This window comes from Devosia lacusdianchii (assembly GCF_022429625.1).
Taxonomy (GTDB): domain Bacteria; phylum Pseudomonadota; class Alphaproteobacteria; order Rhizobiales; family Devosiaceae; genus Devosia; species Devosia lacusdianchii.
The window spans coordinates 399,548-413,077 of sequence record NZ_CP092483.1; the positions used below are offsets into that span (position 1 = coordinate 399,548).

Genomic DNA, 13,530 nt, shown 5'->3' on the forward strand with positions numbered 1-13,530 from the left:
GGCCACCGGACCTTAGGCCGTGAGCTTCTTGCGGCCGTCGCGGCGGCGCTTGTTGATGATCGCGCGGCCGTCCTTGGTGGCCATACGGGCACGGAAACCGTGGCGGCGGGCACGCACGAGCTGGGACGGCTGGTATGTACGCTTCATGACATCAAACCGCGCCGGGCACGGTTCCTCTAGTTTGGCTCTGCACAAGCAGGAATTTCAGACACACGAGGAGCGCCAGGCGCCCACGGTGCGGGTTGGTGGGGTCTATAGGGAAAACTCTGGCCCAAGTCAACGCGGCGAGGCGCACTTCCTTGCGTTCAATCCCCGGTTGTCTTCGCGCCCGTCTCGCCCCATAAGTCCTGCAACTCTCTTCGTGCCGTTGGCGGTAATGGCGGATATCCTCAAACCCGATCTCTGCATCATCGGTGCGGGCGCGCTCGGCACCGGCCTTGCCATCAAGGCCCGCCAACGCGGCCTCGATGTTGTACTTGTCGACCGCGGCACGGACGAGGCGGGCGATCCGCGCCAGGGAAGCCTGTTGCGCGCGGCCTTCGCCGCGAGCGCCGAACGCGCCCATTTCATTCGCACCGCCGGCGCTCTTGGGCTCGACAATGCCGAGCCCAAGCCCAATTTCCGTGCCATCAGCGAGCATGCATCCGCGGTGGCCGAATCCGCCGGGCCGCGCGACAGTACCGAACGCCTGACCGCGCTCGGCATCGCCGTACATGTCGGCAATACCGCTTTTGTCGATCGGCAGACGCTCAAGGTCGGCGACAGCGTGGTCAAGGCGCGACGCTTCGTGCTGGCGACGGGCGCGCGACCGGCGGTCCCAGAATTGCCGGGTCTCGAATCCGTGCCGTATTTCACGCCGGATACGATCCTCGACAATATGCGCAAGCTCAGCCACCTGGTCGTTATCGGCGGCGACGCGACGGCGCTGGAGCTGGCGCAAGCCTATCGTCGCCTCGGCTCCGCCGTGACTGTAGTGCCACACGGGGCGCTGCTCGCTGGCTTCGATGTCGAGATTGTCGCCATCCTGCTACGGGCCCTTGCCGATGAGGGCGTAGAGATCATCGAGGAGGCGGCGGCCGTCTCGATCCAGCCGCGCAACCAGGGTACAGGCGTCACCATTCGCCGGGCCGACGGCAGCGAGCAGGCGCTCGACGCTTCCCACATCCTGCTCGCGCTCAACCGCGTACCCGATCTCGATCCGGCTCTGCTCGAAAAGGCCAAACTGCGTCGCGACAAGCTGCGTCCGGACCAATTGCTGCTGGGCGCCAACGGTCAGACCTCCAACAGCAAGATCAGCGCCATCGGCGGCGCAGCTGGTGAATACCGGCCGCAGGCGGCCGCGCGCCAGGCCGATGCCGTGCTCGACCAAGTGACTGGCAGCCGCGCTGGCGCTGACCCCGCGCGCATCCCTCGGCTTGTCACCACCAGCCCGGCCCTTGCGCAGATCGGCGAGGTGGAAACCCTCAAAGCGCTGCGCCCCGGCTTCCTGGTGCTGCGCGCCGCCTTTGTGGAGAACGACGCTGCCCGCGCCACCGGCACGGCCTATGGTACCGCCAAGCTGATCGTCGGTCGCAACGGCGCAATCAGGGGCGGCACGGTCATCGGCCCTGCCGCCGCCGAAATCGTCGCCATGCTGGCTATCGCGATGGATCGCCGCATGAGCGCCGCCGACCTGGCCCATCTGTCGCTACCCGATCCCAGCCCCACCAGCATGCTGGCCGATCTGGGCGCGCAATATGTCGCCCAGCAGCCGCCAACGCCTTGGGCCCGGCGTCGTGCCGCCCTGCGCAAACTACTGCCCTGACCCCCATATCCAGGGGCTTACCTCAGCGGCTACTTTCCTTATAATGGCTTGAAATGACAGCCGAACGCAGCGTCCTGCCCCACCGGTTCTCCGGCCTTTCGATCAAGCTCATCGCTACCATCATCGCGGTGATCTTTCTGGTCGAGATCGTGGTCTACCTGCCATCGATTGCCAGTTTTCGCCAGAACTGGCTCGATGATCGCCTGCGCGTCGGTGTCGTGGCTGCTCGTGTGCTCGATGCGGTACCCGATGTGATGGCCCTGCCGCGTAGCCTCACCGATCGCCTGCTGACCTCGGCCGGGGCCCATGCCATCGTCTACCGCCGCGAGGGGCAGAGCCAGTTGATCGAACTGGCCAATCCCGTCATGCCCGATATCGTGGTGACCGCCGACACGCGGCAGCGCGACGTCACCACTTTGCTGATGGGTGCGCTCGATACCCTGCTGGCGCCGCCAGGGCGCACCTTGCGCATCGTGGGCGAAGGCGATCTTGACGAGACCCTCGTCGAACTGCTCATGCCCGAGCGTCCCCTGCGTCAGGATATGTTCGATTATTCCCGCCAGATCGGCGTCGTGTCGCTCGCCATCGCGGCAGCGACCGCGCTCGCTCTTTACCTGCTCGCCAGCTATCTTTTCATCCACCCGGTGCGGCGGCTGACACAGAATATGCTGGCCTTCCGTCAGGCCCCCGAAAATGGCAGCCTGATCATCACGCCGTCGCCGCGACGCGACGAAATCGGCATTGTCGAACGCGAATTGGCCGCCATGGAGCAGGATATCTTCTCCATGTTGCGCCAGCGCCGCCATCTGGCCGACCTGGGGCTCGCCGTCGCCAAGATCAATCATGACCTGCGCAATACCCTCACGTCGGCGCAATTGCTCTCCGATCAGGTGGCGACACTCGACGACCCCAAGGTGCAGCGGCTGGCACCGAGACTGGTGACCACGCTGGACAGGGCCATCGGCTTTGCCCAGTCAGTGCTCGATTATGGTCGCGAGACCGCCGCTCCTCCTGTGCTCGCGCCGGTCGGTATCAAGGCATTGCTTGACGACGCCGCCTTCGATGCCCGTCTTTCCGGTCACCCGTCCATCGGCTTTGGCAATGAGGCCCCCGAGACGCTGGTGCTAAACGTCGATGCTGCCCAGTTCGGTCGCGTCCTGCTTAACCTGCTCAAGAATGCCCGCGAGGCTCTTGAAGCGGCCGGAAGCGCCATCGACGAGCCCAGGGTGACGGTCAGCGTCGAGGAGAGCGGCGAGGCCACGACCATAAGTGTGGCCGACAACGGACCCGGCTTGCCACCCCGTGCCCGCGATAATCTCTTCGTTGCCTTCGAGGGCTCCGCCCGGGCCGGCGGCACCGGTCTAGGCCTCGCCATCGCCCGCGAAATCACCGAGGCTCACGGTGGGCGTCTTGTGTTTATCGATCAGCCCCAGGGCACCCGTTTCGATATCATCCTACCTGCCGGTCTGCGCGTGGCCGGTTAGCGGACCGGCTTTTCCCGCCCTCTGCCTGGTCACGACGAAAAACTGTCATCTGCGCGCTTGCCAATGCCAGATCGGCCATGTATGGGTTGCGCCGCTTCAGGCGGAAGAGCCCTTGTGCCACCACCTGAACCGCCGTTGACTCGGCAGTGCGCGCCCTTAGCTCAGCTGGATAGAGCACCAGACTACGAATCTGGGGGTCAGGAGTTCGAATCTCTTAGGGCGCGCCAATTTCACCTTTAGTCCTGTCGATCGGCTATGGCTGCTTCATAGGCAGCCCGCAGCTTGGCGAAGACCGATTCTTGCGGTGCCGGCATACCAAGGTGGAGGTGGCGGAGTTCGACCATGAACGCAGACCACAATTTCGGGCCGCCGTCCTCGAGGATTTTGGCGCGGACCGAGAGCTCTTTCGACGGCTGTGTGTGGCGCAAGCCCCAACCGCCTATCTGAGCCAGCAAGGGCACCAGATCGATGGATGCTTCGGTCAGGCTGTAGATGACCTTCTGCTTATGGCTTGGGTCGTCGCGGCGGGATACCAATCCGGCTGCCTCCAGCCGCGCCAGCCGGTCGGCCAGAATGTTGGAGGCTATTCCCTCTTCCGACTGCGTCAGCAATTCGCGAAAGTGACGGCGATTGCCGAACATCAGGTCGCGGATAACGATCAGGCTCCAGCGATCCCCCAATGTCTCAAGCGTCAGATTGATCGGGCAGCCCGAGCGGGGGGTGTTCATGCCAAGTCCAAAAAACCGGTTGCGATACGAAATCAGTCAATCTAGCCTGGAGCGATTGCATAGCGCAACCAGTACCAGATGTCGCGTCCGAGGAGGGACATGAATATGGCCAAGCTTGTGTTTGGAATGAACCAGTCCCTCGACGGCTACGTGGACCATATGGAGTTTGCGCCGGACCTGGAGCTCTTCCGGCACTTCACCAGGGAAGCCGAAGGGCAGGCGGGCAGTCTCTATGGTCGCAAGATCTACGAGATCATGAGCTACTGGGACGACGATCATGCCGAGTGGGATGCCGATAGACGCGCCTTCGCGGCAGCGTGGCGGAAGCAGCCGAAATGGGTCGTCTCACGCACGTTGAAGTCGGTCGGCGCTAACGCCAGCCTTATCGAAGGTGACCTTGAGGGGGCTATTCGCGCGCTCAAGGTCGAGCATGACGGCGAGATCGAGGTCGCCGGCCCTGACCTGGCGCGTAGCCTCACCGAACTTGGCCTTATCGACGAGTATCGCATCTACCTGCACCCCGTCGTGCTTGGTCGTGGCACGCCATACTTCGGCGGGCCCCGGCCACCGCTCCGCCTCGTGAGCCACGACCGGATCGGCAATGCGATCCGGCTTACCTACGTTCCCGCCTAGCCTCGGCGGACGCGTCATCGGCGGGCCGGCGCTCCCCGCCGATTGGGTGATAGCAATACGCGAGCGGATGCTGCGCCTGCCCCAGACGTCCGGCCCACCCATAGGCGTTCACACTTCGCAACCCGATCGACGCGCTGCTTAGAACGCTTTTCTAAAGCCGCCCTGCTGTTGACCGTTTCGCTCGGGCCCGGTCTTGTCGATCGGGGGAGGGACGACGTCACCATGGGCAATCCGCGCAATTCTAGCCTCGACCCGCCCAACCGATGCCTCGACTTGCTCGATGAACTCTGGGATGTAGTCGCCAACGACCAACACCTTGGTGCGCTCACGGTGGACCACTCTCCACGAGGTTTCTGCTTTCCCTCGCGGCGCCAATCGTGGTTCTGCCGACCGAGCGCATTCTGAAACAGCATCCGCTGGCCAAAGGTAGCGTCGACGACTGGCATGTGGACCGAGACCTGGCCGATCGCATCAGGTTGGACTTCACACTCGCCCGCTCCTCGAGGTGTGCCCGTTCTTCTCCAAAGAGGACGGGTGGTCATATGTCGGCTACGACAGCCATCACAATTTTGCTTGAGGTCTTCCTGACGAGGTTGCCACTGGACTAAACGAACAGGCGGCTCAGAACGCCGCGGCAATCTCTCGGCGATGACCGCTATACTCGCACTGCGGAACTCGCTGGCTCACGGCTCCGTCGCCTACCTGGATCAAGATGGCTTCGGGCTCCATGGCAATAGAGCCGAAAAGCTCGCTTTGATAAGTGAGCGCCGAGATCAAACCGGTGAGGTCGTCGGCTACCACAGCCTTGACGGACAAACACCCTACGGCAAGGTGCCCGCCGAGGTCGCTCATCATGCCAAGGCCGCCGGCTTGCCGGTGATCGCGCTGGCCGGGACCATCGGCAAGGGCGTCACCGCCAATTTCGACCATGGCATCGACGCCTTTGCCCCCATCCTCGCGCGACCCTGTAGTCTTGAGGAGGCCGTCGAGAATGCCCAAAAGCTGCTCACTCACGCCGCCGAAGACGCCGCCCGCATGATCAATGTCGGCATCCGCCTCGGTACGCCGAGACCGGCAGGTGAGGCGCCTTTGCCGCACGTCTCCGCGGGGTGACAAAGCGTGGCCGGTCCACGCGACACCTAGGCGTCGCTGGGCGCCCCCGCCAGAAACTGAAACGCAATGGTTGCATAGGGCAGGATCGCGTCCACCGGCGCCAGCCGTTCGGCGGAGTAGTAGCCGGCCTCGTGCAGCAGGTTGAATGCACCGATCGCCTTGCCGGCGACGACCACCGGGATATTGGCGCTGGATTCGCAGCCCAGCGATTGGATCAGGCGCCAGTCGAAGAAGATCTCGGCAACCTCTTCGATGGTGAGCGCGGCATAGACCATGTGCTGCTTGAGCACGATATCGGTCCACTTGCTGTCTGGGATCGGCTTGATCCCTGCGAGTGGATAGGCATCGAGATTGTCGGAATAGACACGACTCATCTCTCCGCGGTCCATGTCGAACAGCGATGCGGTGAGCAGTTTCGTGCCGATATCGGTGCGGATCATCGCCGCGACCGCATGCATCAGCTCCGCGCCGGTGACGTCCGCGCGGCGCACCTGGCGCATGAAGTCGTCTCTGAGGACAGGGGCAACCATCCCGCGCTAGGCCCAGTATTTCGCCAGCGTCGCCGGCGTATGCATGTTGCCGTAGAGATAGTGCCAGAACTCGGAGCGCCGCTCCTTCGGCACGGTTTTCCAGACCTGGTGCACCGCTATGTCGCCACCGTAATAGGCATAGACGAAGGGCGCCCGCAGGTTGTGGCTGAGGAAGGCGAGGCGCGAGCGTGCCGCCACTGGATCCTGCAGGGCCTTGTCGGCCATGACCGGAACGATCTCATCGAGGGTCATGCCCCGTGCGTGCATCATCCAGGCGGCATTGCAGCGCATGGCGCTGCGCAGGCGCTGCAATGCAACGCCCAGCTCGTCCTCGGGGCCATCGACCCAATCAAGGAAGAACATGCCATTGTCGGCGATGCCCTCGAATAGTGCGCTGCTCGCCGAACTCGTCACCACCTGCGCGCCGTCGAGCGGCATCTTGCCCTCGGCGACATAGCGTTCGCGCAGGTTCATGTGCACCAGATGCCCTGGGAACACTTCATGCGTCGCCAGATGCTTGAGGGAGAAGCGCGTGTAAGGAAAATCGAGGTTCAGGAGCACCTTCCGTGTCGGGTAATCGCAATAGGCCGAGAACGGCACGGCCGTGACGCCCTCGGGCTCCATCCATTCATGCGACATGGGATACATGGTCGCCGTCACCCGCTCGCGGCCCTCAAGGATCAGCGCCTTGAGTTCGGCGAGAACGGCTTCCTTGGGCACGCGCGCCTGGGCTTCCCAGCGATTGAAATCTTCGGCGAGGCTGCCTCCGGTATAGCCAAGTTCATCGAGCTTCTCGCGGATGATCTGGCGGTAGCCTTCCAGCTCGCTATCCGGCACGAGCTGGGTCGTCACCCGGATTTGCCGGGCGACTCGCTCGGCAAAGCTGATCGGCTTTTCCTCGAACGTGGTCACCAGCGCCAGCAGCGAGTCGATCATCTCGGCGACGTAGTCACCACGCAACTCGGATTCTGCCTCGGCGGCATTCCGCGCCGCCAGCGCTTCGAGCCGTGCACGGGCTTCGGCATAGTCGCGCAGCCTGATCGGCTCGACCTCGGCCATGGCGACTGGAATCAGGCCCTCCTTGTCCAGAAAGCCGTCGCTGCGGGGCGTGCTGCGGTAGAGCGCGTCGATACCGGCCGTCAGGCCTGCCAGTTCATTGCCAATCAGCATGGCCAAAACTCCTATTGGTGGCCGGCGACCGGCTTGGGTTCATATGGCGCCTCCATCAGCGCCACGTCCTCGGCGCTCAGCTTCACATCGAGCGCGGCGACGGCATCATCGAACTGATGCAGCTTGGAAATGCCCACGATCGGGGCGGTGATGCCGGGACGGGTGGCGACCCAGGCATAGGCGATCTGCGCCGGCGGCCGTCCATGACGCTCCGCGACCTGGCGCACGGCAGCGACCACGGCGTCGTCCTGCGCCTTGGAGCGATCGTAGAGCGCACTGGCGGTCTTGTCGGTCTGCGAGCGGGTGGTGGCTTCGGCAGCGTCGCCGCTGCGACCAGCCAGGCGACCGCGGGCGAGAGGGCTCCACGGGATCACGCCAATGCCTTCCTCGCGGCAGAGCGGCAACATTTCACGCTCTTCCTCGCGATAGATCAGGTTGTAGTGCGGCTGCATCGACACAAACGGCGCCCAGCCATTGGCGCGCTGCATGCCGAGCGCCTTCATGAACTGCCAGGCATGCATCGAGGAGGCGCCGAGATAGCGTACCTTGCCGGCCCGAACCACGTCGTTGAGCGCATCCAGTGTCTCTTCCAGCGGCGTTTCATAGTCGAAGCGATGCAACTGGTAGAGGTCGATATAGTCGGTGCCCAGGCGCTTAAGGCTGCCGTCGACTGCCTCGAAGATATGCTTGCGCGACAGGCCCCGGTCGTTGGGGTCCGCGCTCATCGGATTGTAGAGCTTGGTGGCGAGCACCAGCTTGTGGCGTGGCAGCGGCGACAGCACGCGCGCCACGACTTCTTCGCTGGCACCTAGCGAGTACATGTCCGCCAGGTCGAAGAAATTGATGCCGAGATCGACCGCCTTTTCGATGATGGGGCGAGACGCCTCTTCATCGAGCACCCACGGCGCCCATTTGGACGAACCGAAGGTCATGCACCCGAGCGCCAGCCGCGAGATTTTGAGGCCGGTACGACCGAGATTGATATAGTCCATTAGAACACCTTCGAGAAATTTCGCCAAAGCCTCGGCGGCCAGATTTTACGGTGATTTGCTCGATATCGGCCGTCATGGAAACCGTATCAGGCTGATTTAGCTGCATTTCTGCACACATTTGCAGCGAATGCAAACAGTGTACAAAAAAACCTCATACCCTATTGCGCTCAAAAAATCTGCTGTTACGGTTGAGGTGTACTGACATGGTAGAACACACACATGTTCCCGATTGACGCTTCCAGCATCGACAAGTCGCTGCCCGTTCCGGTGGGCACGCAACTACATGGGCTGCTGAGCTACACGCTGGCATTTGGCGATCTGCCCTATGGCACCAAGCTGCAGTCGGTACGGCAATTGGCGGCCGAGCTCGGCATCGCGCCGATGACGGTCAGCCAGGTCTATCAGCAGCTCCGCGACGAGGGGCTGATCGAAATGCGCCAGGGACTGGGGGCCTTTATCGCCCGCGAACGCCACAGCGCCGGCGATCAGGACCAGCCGATCAATGCTCTGCGCGGCGATATCGAAAAGGTCATTGGCAAGGCCGAGGCCCTGGGCGTCTCGACCATGGCGCTGGTGTCCATGATCAACGCCCAAGCGCAGTTGCGCCGTCCCAGCGTCGGGCTGACCATCGTCTTCGTCTGTATCTTCGAGGGCCCGGGCCGCGACTATGTCGAGCAAATACGTCCCGCGCTGGGCGCCAATGACAGCATCACGCTGGTGACGCTGGAAAGCCTGCGCGCCGCCGGTCCGCAGCGCAATGCCTGCCTCGCCGCCGATGTCGTGCTGACCTTCATGCATCGCGAGGCCGAGGTGCGGGCGCTGGTGGGCACCGACAATGTGCTTGGCCTGCGCTTCATTCCATCCCAACGCACGCGGCAGAATCTGGCCGGACTCGATCCGCGCATGCGGGTGGCAGCTGTGACGCACTTCCAGGAATACATCGCCATCATGCGCCCCAGCGTGCGTGAATTTGCCCCCCATGTTGCCGACGTCCGCGTCACCTGGTCGACCTCCCCGGACCTCAGGGAGGTCATCGGCGGATGCGACGTGGTGATCTACGCCTCCGGCGCCGATCACATCGCCGATCTGGTGCGGGGCAATGTGCAGTGTTTCGAATACCGCCACGCCCCCGATCCGGGTGCGCTGGATACGACCTTGGTGCCGCATCTGACCGCATTGCGGCAGCGGCGCATCACGCAGGAGCCCGGCGCAGAGGGGTCTGTCGCCGAGGGAATGACAGGCGCGGCGATCCAGCCGAGTGCCGAGCAAGTTTAAGCAAGGGAACAGCCAATGAAGAACTTTCTGTTGACCACCAGCGCCATCGTGGCGCTGAGTCTGATGCCATCAATGACCATGGCCCAGGACACCCAGGCCATCGTGGTCGGCGCCGACGTCGATGCCGGCACGCTTGACCCGCGCCTGACCCGCGATACCACGGCGTCGCGTACGGCCGACCTGATCTATTCGGGTCTCGTCCATATCACCCCGGCGCTGGAAGCGGTTCCGGACCTGGCCGAGAGCTGGGAAAATCCCGATCCGACCACCTTCATCTTCAAGCTGCGCGAAGGCCTGACCTTTTCGGATGGCTCGCCGCTGACCGCCGATGACGTGGTCTTCACCTTCACCACCCTGGTCAATCCGGACTTCAACGCCCCGGCCCGCGCGCTTTACACGCCGATCGCTTCCGTCGAAGCCGTCGACCCGCAGACCGTCAAGTTCACCCTGAACGCTCCCTACGCGCCGCTGTTGAGCTACCTCGATATCGGCATCGTCTCCAAGGCCTTGGTCGAGGGGGGCGCCGATATCGCCCTCAATCCGGTCGGTGCCGGTCCGATGAAGATGGTGTCGTGGAACCGCGGCAGCGAAATCGTACTTGAGGCCAACGATACCTATTGGCGCGGCGCCCCCGAGGTCGATCAGGTCACGATCAAGATCATCGGCGACAATTCTGCCCGGGCCCAGGCCTTCGAAGCCGGCGACCTGGATATTATCCAGTCCCCATTGTCGCCGCAGGACATCGAGCGTCTCAAGGCAGACGACCGTTTCGGTAACGCCATCATGGCGGGCCTCGGCGTCAATTACCTGAACTTCAATACCAAGGACCCGCTGCTGGCCGATCCCAAGATGCGGCAGGCCTTCGCCATGCTGGTGGACCAGGACACCATCGTCAACGACATCTATCAGGGCGTTGACCAGGTCGCCCACTCGATCATCCTGCCCTCGTCCTGGGCCTTCTCTGACGCGATCTCGCAGCCGACCTTCGACATCGAAGGCGCCGTCGCCCTGTTCAACGAACTGGGCTGGAGCGACAGCAATGCCGACGGCATCCTCGACAAGGATGGCGCCGATCTGGCCGTGACCCTGTCGACCCACAGCGAAGATCCCAACCGCGTGCAGAGCGTCGAGTACTTGCAGGCGATCTTCGAATCTGCCGGCGTCAAGGCGACGGCGCAGATCACCGACTGGCCGTCATTCTCGACCAACTACGTGCAGAAGAGCATGCACCAGATCGCATTGCTCGGCTGGCTCAACATCGTCGATCCTGACCGCCTGATGTTCGCCCAGTTCACCACGGGCGGCCCGACCAACTGGGGTGGGTATTCCAATCCCGAAGTCGATGCGCTGCTGCAGGAAGGCCGTTCGACCCTCGACGTGGCGGCCCGCACCACTGCCTACCAGAACGCCGCGACCATTCTGGCCGAAGAGCTGCCCTATTACGTCATCTCAGCCCAGGGCTATCAGATGTTCTACGCCAAGGATCTTCCAGTGGAAGTCCAGGCCACCCCGCGCGGTAATCTCCGCGGCGTCATCGGCTTTACCGACTGACCGTCAACTTGCCGGTCGGCGCTTTGCGCCGGCCGGTCTTTCGACACTTCCAGGACATCGCCATGAGTTTCTCGCAGCGCCTCAGCGCCGACTATTATGCCTCGGTCCACCGCGACATCCGCGCCCGCATGGCCGAAACCGGCATCGACGTGCTGCTGCTCGATAGCAATGATGACGTTATCTACACGACCGGCTTTTCTCACTACACCACCGAACGTCCGGTGGTCTTCGCCCTGACCCAGACGGATGCCTTTCTGCTGGTTCCTGAGCTCGAGCGTCATCACGCGCTGGAGCAGAAGGTTGCGGCCGAGCTGGTGGTCTATTTCGAGTTTCCCGGCCGCGACCGCCCCTTCTCGGTATTGGCGCGGACCCTCGGCAACATAACCGGCGTCATCGGCCATTCCCCCGGCATTTCCTTTGGCCGCGTGCCCCAGATTGCCGCTGCCTTCCCCAATGCCCGCGTGCAGCCATCCGGCATTGTCGGCCATATGCGCCTTACAAAACGTCCCGAAGAGCTGGTGCTGCAGCGCGAGGCGGCCCGTATCTCCGATTCCATGGTCAGCGCCGGCGTCGCCTTGATCGGCGAGGCCCTGCGCACCGGCAGCCTGATGCCGACTGAAATCGAGATCGAATCCCACATCATCCGCCACGCGCTCGACACCATGTATCGCGAGCATGACGATATCATGCTGGTGCAGGGCACTGCCGGTGGGCTGGTCTATTCCGGCGAGCGCTCGGCCTTTCCCCATGGCATGCCATCAGGCCACCGTCCACAGCGCGGCGAGAGCATGATCCTGTCGCTGGGGTGCCGTGTCGGCGGCCGCGCCGCCGAAAGCGAGCGCACCTTCATTCTGGGCGAACCCAGCAAGGAACAGGAAAAGTTCTACAACATCGCGCAAGAGGCCCAGGCCATCGGCACTGCGGGCCTCATCGCCGGCGCCACCTGCGCCTCGGCCGATGATCGCGCGCTGGCCTTCATCCGCGATGCCGGCATGGGCCAGTACTGTCTGCACCGCGTCGGCCACGGCATGGGCGTCATGTTCCATGAGCCGCCCTGGGTCGAAGGGGGCGACGACACGATTCTCCTATCCGGCATGGTCTGCTCGTCCGAACCCGCGCTCTACGTGCCCGGCCTGGGCGGTTTCCGCCTCGCCGATACCGTGCTGGTCACCGATGCCGGTCCCGACAGCATGACCAAGTTCCCGCGCAAGCTCGAAGAGATTGTCATTGCCTGACCTCCACCTGCATAGAAAGGAGCCGACGCCATGATAGCCTACATCGCCCGCCGGCTTCTGCTGCTCATCCCCATGGCCATCGGCATGGTCGTCGTCACCTTCGGCCTGCTGCTGCTGATCCCGGGCGACCCGGCCTCGGTACTGCTCGGCCAGGACGCTACGCCCGAGGCCATCGCCAATTTGCGTGATGCGCTGGGCCTCAACGATCCCTGGTACATCCGGCTTTGGGACTATTTCGCCGCACTGCTGCAGGGCGATATGGGCCGCTCGATCTTCCAGAACCAGCCGGTCTCCGAGATCATTCTCGGCCGCCTCGGCGCCACCATCGAACTGGCCGTCGTGGCGCTGTTGCTCGCGACGATCATCGGCCTGACGCTCGGCGTCATTGCCGCCATTCGCCAGGGCTCGTGGATCGACACCGTCACCATGCTCTTTGCCCAGCTCGGAGTGTCCATGCCGGTCTATTGGCTGGGCTTGCTGCTGATGCTGCTATTCGCGGTGCAGCTGGGCTGGCTGCCGTCGATTGGCCGCGGCGTCCCATTGCATGAAGCGCTGCTGGCCGCGGTCACCGGCCGACCCGGCGTGCTCTGGGATTCCCTGACGCATATCGCGCTGCCGGCTTTGGCCCTGGCCGCCAATTCGGCCGCTATCATCTCGCGCCTGGTGCGTGCCTCCATGCTCGAAGTGCTGCGCGAGGACTTCGTGCGCACCGCCTATGCCAAGGGCTTGCGCAAAGGTCGGGTCGTCGTCCGCCACGCTTTGCGCAATGCGCTGTTGCCGGTGCTGAGCGTCATCGGGCTGCGCTTCGGAGCCCTCTTGGGCGGCGCTGTCATCACCGAATCCATCTTCGCCTGGCCTGGCCTCGGCCAACTCACCATCGCCGCCATCTCGCAGCGCGACCTGCCGCTTATCCAGGGCATCGTGCTGACCTTCGCCATCGTCTTTGCGCTGGTCAATCTGGTGGTCGACCTCCTCTATGCCGCGGTCGATCCGCGCATCCGGCTCGGATGATGTC

Annotated in this window: 13 protein-coding genes and 1 tRNA gene; 9 read left to right on the forward strand and 5 right to left on the reverse strand. The window is 63.5% G+C overall.

Annotated elements, in window-relative coordinates; translation table 11 throughout:
• Window positions 1–12: 12 nt before the first annotated feature.
• Window positions 13–147 carry a 50S ribosomal protein L34 gene (rpmH, locus tag MF606_RS02010; protein WP_046136922.1) on the reverse strand — a complete coding sequence of 45 codons (135 nt, stop codon included), beginning with the start codon at window positions 145–147 and terminating at the stop codon, window positions 13–15.
• A 214-nt stretch (window positions 148–361) separates the two neighbouring features.
• On the opposite strand from rpmH, the gene MF606_RS02015 reads away from it, so the two are divergent.
• The 3 genes from MF606_RS02015 to MF606_RS02025 all read left to right on the forward strand — a co-directional run bounded on the left by MF606_RS02015 (window position 362) and on the right by MF606_RS02025 (window position 3,515).
• Window positions 362–1,804 carry an FAD-dependent oxidoreductase gene (locus MF606_RS02015; RefSeq protein ID WP_240231911.1) on the forward strand — a complete coding sequence of 481 codons (1,443 nt, stop codon included), beginning with the start codon at window positions 362–364 and terminating at the stop codon, window positions 1,802–1,804.
• 53 nt (window positions 1,805–1,857) lie between these two features.
• Window positions 1,858–3,288, forward strand: a complete 1,431-nt coding sequence (locus tag MF606_RS02020; RefSeq protein WP_240231912.1) for a sensor histidine kinase — start codon at window positions 1,858–1,860, stop codon at window positions 3,286–3,288.
• A gap of 150 nt (window positions 3,289–3,438) precedes the next feature.
• Window positions 3,439–3,515, forward strand: a tRNA-Arg gene (locus tag MF606_RS02025).
• Between the two features lie 9 nt (window positions 3,516–3,524).
• Here the strand turns inward: MF606_RS02025 and MF606_RS02030 are convergent.
• The gene (locus tag MF606_RS02030; protein ID WP_240231915.1) at window positions 3,525–4,016 is read right to left on the reverse strand and encodes a winged helix-turn-helix transcriptional regulator; all 492 of its coding nucleotides are present in this window, start codon (window positions 4,014–4,016) and stop codon (window positions 3,525–3,527) included.
• Between the two features lie 105 nt (window positions 4,017–4,121).
• On the opposite strand from MF606_RS02030, the gene MF606_RS02035 reads away from it, so the two are divergent.
• Together MF606_RS02035 and MF606_RS02040 are read left to right on the forward strand one after the other, a co-directional pair.
• Complete coding sequence (locus MF606_RS02035) at window positions 4,122–4,649, forward strand: dihydrofolate reductase family protein (protein ID WP_240231921.1); 528 nt, start codon at window positions 4,122–4,124, stop codon at window positions 4,647–4,649.
• Window positions 4,650–5,297: 648 nt separating this feature from the next.
• Window positions 5,298–5,762, forward strand: coding sequence for a glycerate kinase (locus MF606_RS02040; RefSeq protein WP_240231925.1), 465 nt, complete (start codon window positions 5,298–5,300; stop codon window positions 5,760–5,762).
• 26 nt (window positions 5,763–5,788) lie between these two features.
• On the opposite strand, the gene MF606_RS02045 is transcribed toward MF606_RS02040, so the two are convergent.
• The 3 genes from MF606_RS02045 to MF606_RS02055 are packed head-to-tail and all read right to left on the reverse strand — an operon-like array spanning window position 5,789 to window position 8,454.
• A complete protein-coding gene (locus tag MF606_RS02045; RefSeq protein ID WP_240231926.1) occupies window positions 5,789–6,262 on the reverse strand; it encodes a GAF domain-containing protein in 474 nt (157 codons plus the stop codon).
• A 36-nt stretch (window positions 6,263–6,298) separates the two neighbouring features.
• Window positions 6,299–7,462, reverse strand: a complete 1,164-nt coding sequence (locus MF606_RS02050; RefSeq protein ID WP_240231927.1) for a hypothetical protein — start codon at window positions 7,460–7,462, stop codon at window positions 6,299–6,301.
• 11 nt (window positions 7,463–7,473) lie between these two features.
• A complete protein-coding gene (locus MF606_RS02055) occupies window positions 7,474–8,454 on the reverse strand; it encodes an aldo/keto reductase (RefSeq protein WP_240231929.1) in 981 nt (326 codons plus the stop codon).
• A 219-nt stretch (window positions 8,455–8,673) separates the two neighbouring features.
• Here MF606_RS02055 and MF606_RS02060 point away from each other — a divergent pair, with 219 nt between their 5' ends.
• The 4 genes from MF606_RS02060 (at window position 8,674) to MF606_RS02075 (ending at window position 13,526) form a co-directional block, all read left to right on the forward strand.
• Window positions 8,674–9,729, forward strand: a complete 1,056-nt coding sequence (locus tag MF606_RS02060) for a GntR family transcriptional regulator (protein ID WP_240231933.1) — start codon at window positions 8,674–8,676, stop codon at window positions 9,727–9,729.
• A gap of 15 nt (window positions 9,730–9,744) precedes the next feature.
• Entirely contained in the window at window positions 9,745–11,280 is a 1,536-nt protein-coding gene (locus MF606_RS02065) for an ABC transporter substrate-binding protein (RefSeq protein WP_240231935.1), read from the forward strand.
• 62 nt (window positions 11,281–11,342) lie between these two features.
• Complete coding sequence (locus MF606_RS02070; protein WP_240231937.1) at window positions 11,343–12,515, forward strand: M24 family metallopeptidase; 1,173 nt, start codon at window positions 11,343–11,345, stop codon at window positions 12,513–12,515.
• Between the two features lie 30 nt (window positions 12,516–12,545).
• Window positions 12,546–13,526, forward strand: coding sequence for an ABC transporter permease (locus MF606_RS02075; protein WP_240231943.1), 981 nt, complete (start codon window positions 12,546–12,548; stop codon window positions 13,524–13,526).
• Window positions 13,527–13,530: the final 4 nt, after the last annotated feature.